The sequence below is a fragment of the Pokkaliibacter plantistimulans genome (assembly GCF_003194385.1).
Classification (GTDB): Bacteria; Pseudomonadota; Gammaproteobacteria; order Pseudomonadales; family Balneatricaceae; genus Pokkaliibacter; species Pokkaliibacter plantistimulans.
On record NZ_LAPT01000092.1, the window covers coordinates 11,968 to 27,677 of the forward strand.

General features: G+C 57.4%; 15 protein-coding genes. 10 read left to right on the plus strand and 5 right to left on the minus strand.

The genetic code is table 11. From position 1 onward, the window contains the following. The first annotated feature begins 72 nt into the window (after positions 1–72). The 8 genes from WH50_RS18095 to WH50_RS18130 all read left to right on the plus strand — a co-directional run bounded on the left by WH50_RS18095 (position 73) and on the right by WH50_RS18130 (position 12,685). Positions 73–1,056, plus strand: a complete 984-nt coding sequence (locus tag WH50_RS18095; protein ID WP_110188727.1) for an ABC transporter substrate-binding protein — start codon at positions 73–75, stop codon at positions 1,054–1,056. After that, positions 1,056–2,834, plus strand: a complete 1,779-nt coding sequence (locus WH50_RS18100) for an ABC transporter permease (protein ID WP_243410159.1) — start codon at positions 1,056–1,058, stop codon at positions 2,832–2,834. The genes WH50_RS18095 and WH50_RS18100 overlap by 1 nt, the downstream gene beginning before the upstream one ends. Then, entirely contained in the window at positions 2,822–3,928 is a 1,107-nt protein-coding gene (locus WH50_RS18105; RefSeq protein WP_110188728.1) for an ABC transporter ATP-binding protein, read from the plus strand. The genes WH50_RS18100 and WH50_RS18105 overlap by 13 nt, the downstream gene beginning before the upstream one ends. Positions 3,929–3,941: 13 nt before the next feature. Then, a complete protein-coding gene (locus WH50_RS18110; protein WP_110188729.1) occupies positions 3,942–4,994 on the plus strand; it encodes an MBL fold metallo-hydrolase in 1,053 nt (350 codons plus the stop codon). 86 nt (positions 4,995–5,080) lie between these two features. Next, positions 5,081–5,653, plus strand: coding sequence for a histidine phosphatase family protein (locus WH50_RS18115; protein ID WP_110188730.1), 573 nt, complete (start codon positions 5,081–5,083; stop codon positions 5,651–5,653). 66 nt (positions 5,654–5,719) lie between these two features. Beyond that, entirely contained in the window at positions 5,720–6,217 is a 498-nt protein-coding gene (locus WH50_RS18120) for a phosphatase domain-containing protein (protein WP_279305946.1), read from the plus strand. A 420-nt stretch (positions 6,218–6,637) separates the two neighbouring features. Beyond that, a complete protein-coding gene (locus WH50_RS18125) occupies positions 6,638–11,464 on the plus strand; it encodes a response regulator (RefSeq protein WP_110188732.1) in 4,827 nt (1,608 codons plus the stop codon). Between the two features lie 120 nt (positions 11,465–11,584). After that, positions 11,585–12,685: a response regulator gene (locus WH50_RS18130; RefSeq protein ID WP_110188733.1), complete on the plus strand. Its 1,101-nt coding sequence runs from the start codon at positions 11,585–11,587 to the stop codon at positions 12,683–12,685. A gap of 163 nt (positions 12,686–12,848) precedes the next feature. Here the strand turns inward: WH50_RS18130 and WH50_RS18135 are convergent, their stop codons facing one another. Together WH50_RS18135 and WH50_RS26140 are read right to left on the minus strand one after the other, a co-directional pair. Then, positions 12,849–13,088 carry a hypothetical protein gene (locus WH50_RS18135; protein ID WP_207780378.1) on the minus strand — a complete coding sequence of 80 codons (240 nt, stop codon included), beginning with the start codon at positions 13,086–13,088 and terminating at the stop codon, positions 12,849–12,851. Next, entirely contained in the window at positions 13,085–13,297 is a 213-nt protein-coding gene (locus tag WH50_RS26140; RefSeq protein ID WP_133251364.1) for a hypothetical protein, read from the minus strand. The genes WH50_RS18135 and WH50_RS26140 overlap by 4 nt, the downstream gene beginning before the upstream one ends. Positions 13,298–13,435: 138 nt before the next feature. On the opposite strand from WH50_RS26140, the gene WH50_RS18140 reads away from it, so the two are divergent. After that, positions 13,436–13,873 (plus strand): GNAT family N-acetyltransferase, encoded by a 438-nt coding sequence (locus WH50_RS18140; protein ID WP_110188735.1) that lies wholly within the window; start codon positions 13,436–13,438, stop codon positions 13,871–13,873. Here the strand turns inward: WH50_RS18140 and WH50_RS18145 are convergent. From WH50_RS18145 to WH50_RS18150, 3 genes are read right to left on the minus strand one after another with little or no spacing between them, the layout of a single operon-like run. Next, positions 13,870–14,181, minus strand: a complete 312-nt coding sequence (locus tag WH50_RS18145; protein WP_110188736.1) for a YqfO family protein — start codon at positions 14,179–14,181, stop codon at positions 13,870–13,872. The two genes, WH50_RS18140 and WH50_RS18145, sit on opposite strands and share 4 nt — an antisense overlap. 29 nt (positions 14,182–14,210) lie before the next feature. Further along, complete coding sequence (locus WH50_RS26395; RefSeq protein ID WP_165838473.1) at positions 14,211–14,348, minus strand: hypothetical protein; 138 nt, start codon at positions 14,346–14,348, stop codon at positions 14,211–14,213. Between the two features lie 13 nt (positions 14,349–14,361). Next, complete coding sequence (locus WH50_RS18150; protein ID WP_207780379.1) at positions 14,362–15,009, minus strand: gamma-glutamylcyclotransferase; 648 nt, start codon at positions 15,007–15,009, stop codon at positions 14,362–14,364. A gap of 390 nt (positions 15,010–15,399) precedes the next feature. On the opposite strand from WH50_RS18150, the gene WH50_RS18155 reads away from it, so the two are divergent. Continuing rightward, positions 15,400–15,708 (plus strand): hypothetical protein, encoded by a 309-nt coding sequence (locus WH50_RS18155; RefSeq protein WP_133251365.1) that lies wholly within the window; start codon positions 15,400–15,402, stop codon positions 15,706–15,708. Positions 15,709–15,710: the final 2 nt, after the last annotated feature.

The window sequence follows — 15,710 nt, forward strand, 5'->3', positions numbered from 1 at the left end:
ACGAAAGATGACAATACCACCCTGCAACCATTGAACCGGCCCTTTGCGTGCCTGCTTCCGGGAGTGATAGACATGTCCATTCGTTACGTAACCGCCCTGACTCTGGCTCTGTGTGCCAGCACCAGCCTGTCGGCCCAGGCTCAGGACACCCTGGTGCTCTATACCAGCCAGCCCAACACTGATGCACAGTCCACCGTCGATGCCTTCAAAAAGGCCAATCCTGATATCGATGTGGAATGGGTGCGCGATGGTACTACCAAACTGATGACAAAGCTGCGTGCGGAAATGGCTGCTGATGCCGCCAAGGCCGATGTGTTGCTGATCGCTGACAGCGTGTCGATGGAATCGCTGAAGCAGGATGGCCAGTTGCAGCCTTACCTCAGCGCCGAGCGCAGCCACTATGATCCAGCCCTGTACGACAAGGAAGGCTACTACTACGGCACCAAGCTGATCACCACGGGTATCGCCTACAACACCAAGGCCGCCATGCAGCCCGCCTCATGGAGCGATTTGGCCAAGCCCGAAGCTAAGGGTCAGGTAGCCATGCCGAGCCCTCTGTATTCCGGTGCCGCACTGATTCATCTGGCAGCACTGACCAACGACAAGACCTTTGGCTGGGACTATTACAAGGCGCTGAAAAACAACGACACCATGGCCCAGGGTGGTAATGGCGGCGTGCTCAAGGCGCTGGCCTCCGGCACCAAGAGCTACGGCATGCTGGTGGACTACATGGCGATCCGTGAGAAGGCCAAGGGTGCCCCCATCGATTTCGTCTTCCCCAAAGAAGGGGTGAGCATGGTTACTGAGCCGGTCGCGATTCTGAAGCAGGCCAAACATCTGGCCGCCGCGAAGAAGTTTGTCGACTTCGTGCTGTCGCAACAGGGCCAGCAACTGGTGCTGAGCCAGGGTTATATTCCTGCCCACAATGACATGCCCGTCCCCGAAGGCTTCCCCGCGCGTGCCAGTATCAAACTGCTGCCCTTCGATGCCGCACTGGCGCTGAAACAGGCCGAGCAGGATAAAACCGAGTTCGCTGATATCTTTGGCGCCCAGTAATGATGACGGATCGTCCTTCAGGCGCTCTCGCCGCTCCCGCGACCACCGGTCGCGGGAGCGGCCTGCTGCTCGGGTGGTGTCGACGCAACCCGTCGGCAACCGCCAGCCAGCAGGTGCTGCTTTATGCACTGTTGCTGATCATTCTGCTGCTCAGCGTATTGCCAAGCCTGCGTTTGCTATGGCAAGCCCTGCAAGGCTGGCAGCAGGGCCTGGATGCCCCCTTTATCAGAATGCTGCGCAGTGCGGCGACCTGGACAGCGCTGGAGCACAGCCTCTATACCAGCCTGCTGGGCACCGCACTGGCCCTGTTGCTCGGGGGGCTGTTCGCCCTGATTCTCACCCTGACCGATGTGCGCGGCCGCAGTCTGTGGGTTTTCCTGTTCATGCTGCCGATGATGATTCCACCGCAGGTAACCGCGTTGAGCTGGCTGCAGTTATCCGGCCCGGCCAGCCCGTTACTCAACACCCTCGGCATTGCCCCGCCGCTGGGCAGCCCGCAACCGCTGTACTCCGCCGAGGGAGTTGCCCTGTTGCTGGGTATTCAGCACGCGCCGCTGGTGTTTCTGGCATTACGTACCCATTTGCTGGCCATTCCTCGTGAACTGATTGAGGCCGCCCGCCTCAGCGGCGCCCATCAGCGCCGGGTCCTGTGGGATATCCTGCTGCCCCTGTGTCGTGGCGGCCTGTGGACCGGCGCGGCCATCGCCTTTGTTTCCTGTCTGGGCAACTTCGGCATTCCTGCCATGCTCGGCATCCCGGCTTCTTACTACGTCCTGCCAACGCTGATCTATCAGAAGATGGCCAGCTTTGGCGCCGACATGCTCAGTGATGTCGCCAGCCTGTCGGTGCTGATCGGCGTGGTCGCGCTTACAGGCGTCGCCCTGCAAAACCGGATTCAGCGTCAGCAGGCGCTGCCACTGCTGGGCATGGCCGGACGGGCACTGGACTTCCAGCTGGGACGCTGGCGCCCGTGGACGGAGCTGGCGTTAGCGCTGATTCTGCTGTTGATTCTGCTGCTGCCACTGCTGGCCCTGATCACCAGCTCGCTGGTCCCCGCACTGGGTGTACCGCTGAACTGGCACAGCCTGACTTTTGCTGCCTATCAGGAAATGCTCAGCCATCAGGGCGCAACGCTGCGCGCGCTGGGTAACAGCCTGCTGCTGTCGACCGTGGCGGCCCTGCTATTGATGCTGATCAGCCTGCCACTGGCCTATCTGCTGGCACGCCGCCAAAGTCCGCTCATACACTGGCTGCATGCGGCAATCGATGTGCCCTATGCCCTGCCGGGCGTGGTGCTGGCCATTGCCTGTATTCTGCTGTTCGCCCGCCCCCTGCCCTGGCTGAATATCAGCCTGTACGGCAGTCTTGGCATCATTCTGGTGGCGTATCTCGCTCGTTTTCTGGCCGTCAGCCTGAAACCCGTGCACAGCTCCATGCTGCAACTGGACCCGGCTCTGGAAGAAGCTGCACAACTGGCCGGGGCCGGATTGCTGCAGCGTCTGTTCAGTATTGTGTTGCCGCTGCTGGCGCCCTCTGCCTTTGCAGGCTGCCTGCTGGTATTTCTTACCGCCGTCAATGAACTGACCGTCTCCGCGCTGTTGTGGAGTGCAGGCAATGAAACCCTCGGTGTACTGATCTTCAATCTTGACGAAAGCGGAGACGCGGTATTGGCATCAGCGGTGGCAGTGATGATCGTCGCGCTGGTCGCTGCCCTGATGACCGTGCTCAACCTGCTTGGCCGTTATCTGCCACAAGGAGTGATTCCATGGCAACGCTGATCCCCTCTTCGGATTTACCGGCTCGGGGCCTGCGCCTGCATGGCGTGCACAAGGAGTTTGCCGGACAGACAGTAGTTGACAATCTCAATCTGGAGATCGAGGAAGGCAGCTTTGTTGCCCTGCTCGGCCCCAGCGGCTGTGGCAAGACCACGACACTGCGCATGATTGCCGGTTTCGACACCCTGAGCTCAGGCCGTATCAGTCTTGGCTCAACTGTACTGGCCAGTGACCATCAGCAGCTGCCGCCGGAGCTGCGCAACATGAGCATGGTGTTTCAGTCCTATGCCCTGTGGCCTCACATGACGGTGGCTGACAACGTCGGCTACCCACTCAAGCTCAAGGGCTACAAAGGCAGCGACTATCAGCGCCGGGTACGCGAAGCCCTTGCCACCGTGCAGATGGAGCCCTACGCCCAGCGACGCCCGCAGGACCTCAGTGGCGGCCAGCGCCAGCGTGTTGCCCTGGCGCGCTGCCTGGCGTCAGAACCCAGAGTCGTGCTGCTGGATGAGCCACTGGCCAACCTCGATCGCCATTTGCGCGCCTCGATGGAAGACAGCTTTCGTGACTTTCATCGTCGCACCGGTGCCACATTTATTTACGTCACCCATGATCAGGCCGAAGCCATGGCACTGGCCGACCGCATTGCCGTCATGCATAAAGGACAGCTGGTGCAGTGGGACGCGCCGGAAGCGCTCTATCAGCGTCCGCAAAATGCCTGGGTAGCAGGCTTTATTGGTCAGGGCAGTGTAGTGCGTTTGCCACTGAGCAGCAGTGAACGCCTGCTGTCCTCTGCTCAGGTGCAGCAGGCGCTAGCAGCCCTGCAGAACAAGCCCTCTGCGACAGAGGAGGTGCTGATTCGCCCCCAGCATGTTGAGCTTGATCCCGCTGGGGTGCCGGCTACCGTGACTCATTGCGTGTTCAAGGGCGAACGCTACCAGTTTGTCTTGCAGCTGCAGGACGGTCAGAGCCTTCAGGCTTACCACTGGCAGGGCCTGCCCACAGGTGCACAGATCGCGATCACTGTCCGGCAGGGCTGGCGTCTGCAGGAACAACCTGCAGGCAGCACTCGCCCCACTCTGGCCAGCGTGGCCTGAGAGCAGCACAACGATGAGCACCAGAATTCAGATACTCAGCGGCTTTGATGCCAAGGCACCTGCCGCCATCCTGATCAGCACACCCAAGGTACGCCTGCTGCTGGATGCCGGTGGGCCGTTGCAGGCTGACCAGCCCTGTGACTGGTTTGCAGGCATTGAGGCTGACGCCCTGATCCTCAGCCACGATCATGTCGATCATATCGGCAGTGTCGGGCAGTTGCCGTCCATGCAGGTCTACGCCACCGCCCCTGTTGCAACCCAGCTGCCGGGGGGCTGCCTGCACCGGCTGTTACCCGCGCAGGGTGACATCGACATCGGCGGTATACGCCTGCGCTGTGGCCGGGCCGGGCATTCGCTGGGTGGGGTGTGGCTGCACCTTGAGCTGGCGGGCGGACTGTTCTACAGCGGTGATTTTTCGCTGGAGTCGCAACTCTATCCCTTCGATGTGCCACCGCCTGCAGCCACCGCCCTGCTCGATGCGTCCTATGGTAGTTACCAGACGCCGCAGCAGCATTGCCTTGAAACACTGCAAGCCTTGTTCGCCGAACCCTGTCTGTTCCCGGTGCCGCCCAGCGGCCGGGCCATTGAAATGGCACTGTGGTTTGACGCTCTGGGCCTGACCAGCTGGTCGATGGACAACGCCTGCTATCAGGCACTGCTGACACTGCTTCAGCAGCCCGCCGGGCTGTTTGCCCCCGGCACCTATGCCCGCTTGCAGCAACTGGCGATGCAGTACCGCGGTTTCGATGATCAGGCCCAGCTGCTGCTGGCGGCTGACCCGGAAGGCCTGAGTGGTGAGGCCGGGCGACTGATTGCTGACCCCGACTGTCGCCATCAGGTGATCTATACCGGCTATCTGCCGCCCGCAGCTCAGGCCGCCGTTGAGGAGGGTCGTGCCCGTTTTGCCCGCTGGAATGTTCACCCCCGCCAGCAGGATGTGCTGTGGCTGGCCGAACAACTGCAGGCCCGTCGGGTAATGCCGTTGTTCACCCCCCTGCAGCGCGCGCACTGGCAAGCCCAGCTGGGTGAGCGCCTCTGGCTGCAGCATGACTTCATACTGGAGTGACTCTCTACCGGAATGCCCCTAACCGGAATGACTTAGTACTGGATTGAGCGCTGGCTCAATGCACTCAATCGATAAGGAATAGCGTGATGCCCCTTTCTTTACCCGCCTTGCTGGCCAGACCCTTTGTATTTGTCCGCCATGGTGAAACCGCTCCCAACCGGCAGGGCATCATCGCCGGTAGCACAGACGTCCCGTTGAACGCTGAAGGTGAGCAGCAGGCGCGCAGTGCCAGTGTGCTGGTCAGCCAGCAACACTGGTCAGTGGTGGCCGTCAGCCCGATGCTACGTGCTCGCCAGACTGCCAGCCTGTTGCTGCCCGATGCCTCGCACCACTTGATCGATGATCTGCGCGAACGCCATTGGGGTCAGCTGGAAGGGCAGCCCCTGGCGGCGTTGCCCCCCTATGAACAGACACCACCGGGCGGCGAGTCCTGGTCGGCTTTCCAGCTGCGGGTACTGCAGAGCCTCAACCTGCTGCTGACACAGTATGAGTTGCCGCTGATAGTGGCTCACTCCGGCATCTTCCGGGTCATTCGTCAGGCAATAAGTGGCACGCCTTATGGTGAGCGCATTGGCAATGTCCAGCCCCTGCTGATCCAGCCTGATAGTCAGGGAGGCTGGCAGCTCCTTTCTCTGACACCAACGATAACTACTTCCTAACAGGCTGTTCACAATCTGAACGCCGACTGGCAACAACGCTCTTTCGTTTTAATCAGGAGACTCATTTTGAATGCATCGACGACTGTCTCTGCAGCATCTTCAAATGCAATGACACTGCGCGACTGTGTACTGGTAGATGTGGATGGCACTCTCGCCACCTTCGACCCCGAAGCCGTGCGCCATTGGGTACTGGGAGAGGAGAAGCACTGGGACCCCTTCTTCGAATTTATGGCCGATGCGCCTCCCGTCACGCCTATCGTGCAGCTGGTCAAACTGCTGCAGGGCAGTGGTCAGGCGATTGTCATCTGTACCGGGCGCCCCGAGTCACATCGTCAGGCCACCCTCGACTGGCTGGACCTTCATGGTATTCCTTACGATGCGGTCTATCTGCGGCCATTGCAGACTGATCATTGGTGCGATGAGGAAGTGAAAAGCCATCTGCTGGAACAGATCGGCAGTGATGGTTTCCAGCCCTGGCTGGTCATTGATGATCGTGATGGTGTCGTCGCTAACTGGCGGAAACTGGGGCTGACCTGCCTGCAGTGTGCTCCGGGCGCCTTTTAAACAGCCTTTGTTTATCTAAATTCATCTAACCGTCTAAACCCATCCAATAAGTGACAAGGTATGCGCGATGCGTGCCTTGTCAGGGCTTTTATAGAAATAATGCTGCTTAAGTGGCATTCCCCTGATCCATACTGCACTCGCAAAATCCTCTACTACACTTACATCCTGACTTACGCTTATCCTGATCATAGGTTTCCACGCAGCGTCTTGTGGCTGACACAGAAAGCGGAACCGCTGTAAACGAGTCGACACTTAGACTCACGCAGGCTTCGTAACTCGCTGATTTTAAATTGTGAATGGAATCTATCGACACAGAGAATACGGGACATCGCCCCAGAACACGTTCTGAGACACACTGCATGCAGAACAGGTACAGCACTCCTGCAGGGATTCGAGCAGTAAACGGATGAAAGAGACAGCATGAGCATACAACGCCTACTGGAAATCACGCTGGTACCCCTGGTGGTACTGCTATTTGCCTCCATCATGATGATGCGCAATATCACTGATAATCAGCAGAGTATTGCCTCTTTCTCCAACCAGCGTGGTCAGACACAGCGAGCAGGCGAAGATATTCGTAACCGCTCACAGGATCTCACCCGGCTGGCACGCAGCTATATCAACAGTACAGAGCCTGCTATCAAACAGCGTTATCAGCAGCTGCTGGCCACTACCATTCAGGATCACAATGACAGCGGGCGCCGCGGCCTGAGTGATCAGGAACAGCAACTGCTGGCCACGGCCTGGGATCAACTGCTGAAGCTGACCGAAATCGAGCAACATGCTTTCAGCATTGCCGAAGGGCAGGTCAAGGGACAAGGCAAACAGGAAGCCATGGAGCTGGTGCTGGACGGCCCCTATCAGGCGGCCACGGATGCCATCAATGACGCGGTGGATGACCTCAACCACAGTCTGGCCGCACGTATGCAGGATGACTTCCAGCATCTCACCAACGATACGCAGAACAAGAGCCAGGTGGTGCTGGCCACGTTGATTGGCCTGACCCTGTTACTGCTGTTGATCTATCTGGGTGCCATTCGCTTCATCAGCCGCCCGCTGGCGCTGTTGCGCGATTCGATTCTGCGCATTGCTGATGGCCAGTTACAGGAAGTGATCCCCTACCAGACCCGCAATAACGAAATGGGCGCCATGGCCAAAGGCATCGTGCGTCTGCAGCAGGTGTATCAGGCGATGGAGACCCAGCAATGGGTCAAACACCATGTCGCCAGTATCGGCTCAGCCATGCAGCAGGCCGATAACTTTACCCAGCTGGCGCAACGCCTGCTGACCGGCGTGGCACCGCTGCTCAATACCGGTCATGCCGCTTTTTACCTGCATGAAGAAGACGAGCGGCGGTTACGGCTGATGGGCGGTTACGGTATCAGCGAGCGTAAATCCCTGAACCAGTCCTTTGATATTGGCGAGGGATTGGTCGGCCAGTGCGCGCTGGAAATGAATACCATCACCCTCACCCGACCACCACAGGATTACATCCTGATCCGCTCAGGGACAGGAGAGGCCATTCCCACTGCGATACGGGTGATTCCGGTCAGCCTCAATAATCGCCTGCTGGGGGTGCTGGAGCTGGCCACTCATGAAGAATTCAGTGAGCGCACATCCGCGCTGCTGGATGCCCTGCTGCCCGTCATGGCGATGAGTCTTGAAATTCTTGAGCGTACCCAGAAAACCCGCCAGCTACTGGAAGCCACTCAGGCGCAGGCACGGCAAATGGAAGAGCAGGCTCGCCATCTTGAGGAGCAGACCGTCGAGCTGGAAGCACAGCAGGAACAGCTGGCAGAAACCGAAGCCTGGTATCGCCGCCTGATTGAATCGTCACCCAGCGGCATGCTGGTGATCAACGACAACGGCAGTATCGAACTGGTCAACCCTCTGGCCGAGCATATCTTTGGTTACAGTGATGGTGAGCTGCTGGGTCGACCGGCTGAAGTTGTTGTTCCGGCGCTACTGGAAGAGCTGAGCGGCAAGGCAGGTTCCGGCAGCGGTAAAGCTATCAACAAATGGCGCCGCTTCTTTGCCGACCAGGACAGTGATGACCTGTCCGCCCATGACAGCCTGGGTCTGCACAAACAGGGCCATCAGGTGGCGCTGGAGATTGCCCTCAATCGCCTGCCCAGCCTTGGCGGGCGTGGTCTGTGTGCCTGCGTATCCATTGTCGATATCAGCAGTCGCAAGGCCATGGAAGAGCATATCCAGCACGTCAATCGTATGTCTGACAAGGCACTGGAGCTGACCAATGCTGGCTACTGGCACATCCCCCTGAATGGTCGCAACGATTTCAATTCCTCTCCGCGCAATGATGACCTTTGCGGTATCAGCAATGACAGCGATGATCTGTGCCATCGGCTGGAACAGGACTGGCTGGCCAATATCGCTGCGGTTGATGACGCCATTGCCGCCCAGGTGCGCCAGGCGCTGGAGGATGCTCGCGAGGACCGGGCCACGGGCATGGATATCACCTACCCCTATCGCCGCCCCAGTGATGGTCGACAGGTTTGGCTGCATTCGGTTGGCTTTATCAGCCGTGATGCCCGGCAGAAACCCTGTGATATCTACGGCGTCACGCAGGACGTGACCGAGCAGTTCCAGGCACGTCAGCAGCTCAATGAACAGCTGGCGTTCCAGCACGTCCTTTTCGATACTGTGCCCTACCCGGTGTTTTATCTGGATGCCAAAGGGCACTTCCTCGGTTTCAACCAGGCCTATGAGCGCCATTTCGCCGTGCAACGCGATACGTTGCTTGGCCATGCCATGGCCGAGCTGAGTTTTATTGATGAGGAAGAGCGCGAGCGTTGTGCTGCAGAGTGTCACGAGCTGATCTGTAGCGCAGGCCATGTACAGCGTGAAATCACGGTGCGCTTCAGTGACGGCCACCCCCATCAGACTCTCTACCTGGCGTCCGGCTTTACCCTGCAGGATGGCAGCCCCGGCGGTCTGGTCGGTACCTACGTAGATATCTCCGAGCAGAAGGAGGCTCAGCGCCTGATCGCGGAAGCCAAGGAAGAAGCCGATGCAGCGAGCAAAGCCAAGGGCGACTTCCTGGCTAACATGAGCCACGAAATCCGTACGCCGATGAATGCCATCATCGGCATGTCACACCTTGCTCTGAAAACCGAGCTGAGCCCCCGTCAGCGAGACTATCTGAAAAAGATCCAGCAGTCCGGTCAGCATCTGCTCGGCATCATCAATGACATCCTCGACTTCTCCAAAATCGAGGCGGGCAAACTGTATGTGGAACACACCAGCCTCGATCTCTACAACGTGCTCGACAATGTGGCCAACCTGATCAGTGAAAAAGCCGAAGCCAAAGGCCTGGAGCTGATCTTTGATATTGCGCAGGATGTGCCCAATGCCCTGATTGGCGACCCTCTGCGTCTGGGACAGATTCTGATTAACTATGCCAACAACGCGGTGAAGTTTACCGAAGAAGGCGAGATTCAGATCGTGGTGCAGTGTCTGGAAGATACCGAGCAGGATGTGCTGCTGCGGTTTGCTGTGCAGGACACCGGCATCGGCATCAAGGAGGAGCAGATGCAGCGTCTGTTCCAGAGCTTCCAGCAGGCCGACACCTCAACCACCCGACGTTACGGCGGCACCGGACTAGGGCTGGCGATCTGCAAACGGCTAGCTGAGCTGATGGGGGGCGCTGTGGGTGTCGACAGCACCTTCGGCCAGGGCTCAACCTTCTGGTTCACCGCCCGACTGGGCAAGGACAGTAGCCGCCAGCATCTGGCTATTCCTGATGTCCGTGGTCGGCGGGTGCTGGTGGTGGATGACAACGACAATGCCAGAGCCGTGCTCAACGACATGCTGGAAAACCTGCAGTTCCGCGTCGATGCCGTCGCTTCTGGCCGCGAAGCCCTCAATGCCGTCCGCGATGCCGCACAGGCCGGTCAGCCTTACGATCTGATCTTCCTCGACTGGCAGATGCCGGACATGGACGGCAGTGAAACGGCCCGTCATATCCAGACACTGGAGCTGCGCAACAAACCACATCTGGTGATGGTCACCGGCTATGGCCGGGAGGAAATTCTCAAGCGCGCCGAACAGGTCGGTATCGGCGATGTGCTGATCAAGCCACTCAACCCCTCCATGCTGTTTGACACCATCATTCGTCTGTTCGGTGTGGATCGTGCGGACATCGCTCACGAGCGGCAGGAACTCAGCCACAGCATGCCTGATCTTGGCCGTCTGAAAGGCAAGCGCATCCTGCTGGTAGAAGACAACGAGCTCAATCAGGAAGTGGCGTATGAGCTACTCAGTGAAATCGGTCTGGTGGTAGAGATTGCCGCCGATGGCAAAATTGCCCTCGACAAGGTGCAGCAGCAGCCTTACGACCTGGTGCTGATGGACATGCAGATGCCGGTGATGGATGGCCTTGAGTCTACCCGTGCTATTCGTGCCCTGCCCGCCTTCGCCAAACTCCCCATCGTAGCCATGACGGCCAACGCCATGCAGCGGGATCGCGAACAATGCCTGGAAGCAGGTATGAACGATCATCTGGCCAAACCTATTGAGCCGGAGTTGTTATGGCACACCCTGCTGCAGTGGATCCCCGCTACCGTCAGCGATATTGCCAGCCAGTCTACTGGTGCCACCATGTTGGGCCATCCCAAGGGGGTTGAACCACCTAAGCTTCCGGAGATTGCCGGGCTGGACACCAGACTGGGTATGCGCAGAGTCATGGGGAAAGCCGAGCTCTACCTGAAAATGCTCAACAAGTTTCTGGACAGCCAGTCACTGTCAATCAGCCAGCTTCAGGAAGCCCTGTTGTTGCAGCAAAGAGAAACAGCGCAGCGCATTGCCCATACCTTGAAGAGTACCAGTGGTAACATTGGCGCCACTGCGCTGGAAAGCGTGGCTGCCGAACTGGAGATGCTGCTGAGCGAGCAACTGATCAACACGGACCATATTGCGCTGGCACGTGCAAAGACGCTCCATAGCCAGCTCATCAGCGAGCTGAAGCGCAGTCTTCATCACGATGAGACGCCTGAACAGAGCCTGCACTCTGTCAGTGAACAACGTGAAGCGCTTGAGCATCTGCAGAGGCTGCTGGCTGACAATGACGCAGAAGCATCGGACTATCTGGAGCGCTGTAACGATCAACTGCGTGCCGCGCTGGGCGCGCGTTTTCGCGACGTTCAGAACGCCGTACTGGCCTTTGACTTCGAGACAGCACTTGCCACACTGCAGCAGCGAGTCCAGACCAATGACTTCAGCAATAAATAAATGCACTGCGCTGTGTGCGGCCAAGCCCCTTGAACACAGCCGTGCCGAACAGATATCAACGGCTTCCCGTCAGGCATTTTGCCCTGCGGCCGAAACCAAATACGGAAAATGGAGTACCCCATGACGGGAAGTCGAACCGGTGAACGCGACACTATTCTGGTAGTGGACGACACCCCGGACAATCTCACCCTGATGGCAGCGTTGCTGAAGGATACCTATAAGGTGAAGGTCGCCAATCATGGTGAACGTGGTTTGCGTATTGCCACAGCGGCCCCTCATCCTGATCTGATCCTGCTGGACATCATGATGCCGGACATGGACGGCTACGAGGTCTGCCGTCAGCTCAAGGCAAACCCTGAAACGGCGGATATCCCGGTCATATTTCTGACAGCAAAAGCGGAAATGGAAGACGAGCAGCTGGGTCTGGAGCTCGGTGCCGTTGACTACATTACCAAACCCATCAGTCCGCCGATTGTACTGGCGAGGGTAAAAACCCATCTGACCCTCAAAGCCAGTGCCGACTTCCTGCGCGATCAAAATGCCTTTCTGGAGCGGGAGGTCAACCGCAGAACCGAAGAGGTGCATGCAATTCAGGACGTGACCATCATGGCACTGGCATCACTGGCAGAAACCCGAGACAACGAGACTGGGAACCATATCCGCCGTACCCAGCACTATGTCAAAGCGCTGGCCGAACAGCTGAAGGACAACCCGCGCTTTGCAGCCACGCTGACAGACAAGAATATCGATTTACTGTTCAAGTCCGCACCGCTGCATGATATCGGCAAGGTAGGCATTCCAGACCCCATTTTGCTCAAGCCAGGCCGCTACGAGCCAAGCGAGTTTGAAATCATGAAGGCGCACCCTGAAAAGGGGCGAGATGTGATTATCAATGCAGAGCAGGCATTAGGCCGAGAGGTACCCTTTCTGACCTTCGCCAAGGAAATTGCCTATTCTCATCATGAAAAATGGGATGGCTCTGGCTACCCTCAACAGCTCAAAGGCGATGATATTCCGGTGGCGGCACGGCTGATGGCACTGGCCGATGTGTATGACGCACTGATCAACAAGCGCATCTATAAACCCGCCATGCCGCACGAGCAGGTACGAGACATTATCGTCGAAGGCCGTGGCAAGCATTTTGATCCCGATGTTGTTGATGCCTTCCTGACAATACAACAGCAATTTATCGGGATATCGAAACGGTTCTCTGATCAGTGAGGTTTTTATCTTGCTATCGAGGCTCAGCATGGAGAGGCGAAGTAAGTCCCGGTAAGACGATGGGGGTCTGCGAGCAAACTGTTGTCGCTCTGTCTGAATGATTGAATGACTGGCAAGAAGAACCAAAGGGTCTTCTTGCCAGTCTTGCTGCCCAAACCACCGTTTACTCTTCCGTTTCTGGTGCCGCCGTCTCTCCGCTTTCTGCAACGTCGGCAATCCGCTCTCCTTGCAGATGAGCCAGGCGATTCTCTAGCGCCTCCAACTGCTCCTCAAGCTTGTCTTGCAACGCTTCATCATCTCTCTCAACTGCCCATTCAAGACGCTTCTCGACCTGAGCAATCTGCTCTTCCAGACGCATTACCTCCCAACGCATGGCTGTCTTCTCTCCCAACCAATGAGTCACCAGGATTTCCCCCAGCCTGAACCTTCAGACTGGGGATTGACAGAATATAGACCGTTCCAGACACAGGTGCGCGCCTGTATCTTTTGATGAAAATTGCCACTTTCTAAATATTGTTTTCCAAAGCTGAAGGCAACCGTTTTTTTACAGTTACACGCCCCCTGCGGCAGGCAAATAGGAGAAGAAGACATCTTTAATACTATCTGGCTCATAAACCATGACCTTGAACTGCCTGGCAAGCACACAGCGCCATCACCAACTACACTTGTGGTGACTTACTCAGTGCAACATGAACCGTTACCTGTCCCTTTCCACACTGTACCTGTCACGATCAGGAGCTACAGGAATCCATGCATATCCGCCAAGCTATTCCTGACGATGCCGCAGCGCTGGCGCGTCTCTGTATTCACCTGGGCTCACCTGCAGATAACGAATTGCTTACCTCGAGAATGATTCGCCTCTGTGCGATGGCCGATCATCAAATCTGGGTAGCCTGCACACCTACCGGACATCTCTGTGGCTGGCTGCACATCGCTATCGTGTTTTCGCTGGATTGTGGCAGGCAGGCATTGATTCAAGGTCTGGGAGTTGAAGCGCCCTATCAGGGACAGGGGACAGGACGCAAACTGCTGCAACATGCAGAAGGCTGGATCATTCAGCAGCATTGCTCTGTCCTGCTGGGTTCAGCTGACGCCCATCAGGAGGGTCGGCAGCTGTTCTTTCAAGCGGAAGGATTTCAGTGTCAGAACAATCAATTTATCTATCGCAAATCGCTGCTCCGGCATTAAAACGAAGCCAGCGGCCAGACCTCATAGGCCACTTCATCGTAGGGGTGAGCCTGCTTTAGTGCAGTCACGGCGTCAGCAATCACTGCATCCGCAGCGACCAGCTCAACCCGCCACTCCTCCACCTGCTGCAGACGCCCTTCATCACCGATGAAGGGCTGACTGCCCGCCAGAGGACGAAACTGCCCCACCCCCTTGAGTTGAAAGCAGCAGGCTTCATAGTTGCCAATACGACCAGCCCCCGTGGCAAAAACAGCATCTTTGACTTGTTGCAGATGACTCTCAGGGACAAAAAATACCAGCTTGTACATGACTTGACCTTTCCTCTTACAGGCGGTCATCAGCTCCCCGCCAGATGACTCATTTGCAGCATCAGCAATATAAACAGCCCAACCACGACCAGTACCAGCCAGCGCAATGTCATGCAGGTGGCACAGGGCTTCTTTCGGGCTTTGCTGCCATTCCGTTTCGTCGTCATAGCCACTCCTTCATTACGTCTGCAGGCTCCTCACCAGCTCGCCGCAGTCAGTACGAGCAAAATCAGTACAAGACAGTGTTTGAGCCTGTTGCAGAATAGTCTGCAGATGACGACTGGGCAGCCCCCGTGCCTCCAGTTCAGACAGGGTAGCGGCAAGATAATCCAGACTACGCCCACTCTTCCCCACTGCACGAGCAACAGCCAACGCGGCCTTGTCAGGCGTGAGCGCTCCCGCATACTGGTGGTGGGTTTTATCCACAACAAAACACAGGGCATGTTGTCGCCCCTGATCGGTATGCACCCACAGATAGCGAGGCTGATACACAGCCGTTGTCAGCTCACGCTCCGCCAGATAACTCAGCACCTGCCATTGTGTGGCTTCATCAACTCGATAAACCCGCCCACGGCAACAACCGCCCTGATCAAGTCCGAACACCAACCCGGGCTGATCGGGAGTACCACGATGCACATGGGACCATACGCACAGTGAGCGATGGTAGCCATACAGCAGCGCTTCATGCGCCTCGATAAAGGGAAAATCCGGCCGCCAGATCAGTGAGCCGTAACCAAATACCCACAGACTACCGGACGGTGGCTGTGCAATGTGGGCTTCCTGGCAGCGGTGGGTGCCGGAATGTGACATCGCCGTTGAGAACGTCATAACCTGTTAGCGCTGTGAAAGTGAATCGGTAGTGAGAATGGCAGCAATTTATCTGCCAATGCGATCGTATACCGGCACTAAATCATTCCTCAATGCGGGGCTCGCCGAGATTGATCCCCGGCGTTACTCTGCTACCTTAACGAAGTGGCCTGCCGATATACGCACCAATGTTCTTTGTCTGCCCCGTGCACGATGTGCCAGGCATCGGCCACCCGGTGTTGAATCAACCGCCGAAATGATCGATGAGGCCCACAAGTTTGTGACTACCGTTGAGATCAAGAACATTCAGGTGACTCCAGATTGTCGGCCACCATGCCAGAGGGAGTGCTCCACAAGGCAGTCTGTTCCAAAAAGCAGTCTGCGTGACTCATCACAAGGAAACCGTGCCTAGTGTCCAGCCCAGCCAAGATATTGCTCACCCGCGCTCTTCCTCTACTACTAGGCCTGTTGTTGCTGGCGACCAGCATGGCTCATCGGATCATTGCCTTGCATCAGACTCCCAGCCCGGTACTGCTCAGCATTGAGATGATACTGTGGCTGGCCATGGCCGCTTTTGCACTGATGCTCCTGCTGGCCAGTGTCTATCAGGCCATAAAGGGCAAGGGGCGATCCGCCCGACGCAATCTGCTGATCCTGTTTGGCTGTCTCATTCTCAGCAGCTCCGCATGGGCCATCTGCCCGCCAGCGACCCTGTTCTGACA

Bases quoted from the DNA above. Each gene is read 5' to 3' on its own strand.
- WH50_RS18145 (WP_110188736.1), bottom strand. From the start codon at position 14,181: ATGTACAAGCTGGTATTTTTTGTCCCTGAGAGTCATCTGCAACAAGTC.
- WH50_RS18095 (WP_110188727.1), top strand. From the start codon at position 73: ATGTCCATTCGTTACGTAACCGCCCTGACTCTGGCTCTGTGTGCCAGC.
- WH50_RS18110 (WP_110188729.1), top strand. From the start codon at position 3,942: ATGAGCACCAGAATTCAGATACTCAGCGGCTTTGATGCCAAGGCACCT.
- WH50_RS18140 (WP_110188735.1), top strand. From the start codon at position 13,436: ATGCATATCCGCCAAGCTATTCCTGACGATGCCGCAGCGCTGGCGCGT.
- WH50_RS18100 (WP_243410159.1), top strand. From the start codon at position 1,056: ATGATGACGGATCGTCCTTCAGGCGCTCTCGCCGCTCCCGCGACCACC.
- WH50_RS18105 (WP_110188728.1), top strand. From the start codon at position 2,822: ATGGCAACGCTGATCCCCTCTTCGGATTTACCGGCTCGGGGCCTGCGC.
- WH50_RS18125 (WP_110188732.1), top strand. From the start codon at position 6,638: ATGAGCATACAACGCCTACTGGAAATCACGCTGGTACCCCTGGTGGTA.
- WH50_RS18150 (WP_207780379.1), bottom strand. From the start codon at position 15,009: ATGACGTTCTCAACGGCGATGTCACATTCCGGCACCCACCGCTGCCAG.
- WH50_RS26140 (WP_133251364.1), bottom strand. From the start codon at position 13,297: ATGAGCCAGATAGTATTAAAGATGTCTTCTTCTCCTATTTGCCTGCCG.
- WH50_RS18115 (WP_110188730.1), top strand. From the start codon at position 5,081: ATGCCCCTTTCTTTACCCGCCTTGCTGGCCAGACCCTTTGTATTTGTC.
- WH50_RS18130 (WP_110188733.1), top strand. From the start codon at position 11,585: ATGACGGGAAGTCGAACCGGTGAACGCGACACTATTCTGGTAGTGGAC.
- WH50_RS26395 (WP_165838473.1), bottom strand. From the start codon at position 14,348: ATGACGACGAAACGGAATGGCAGCAAAGCCCGAAAGAAGCCCTGTGCC.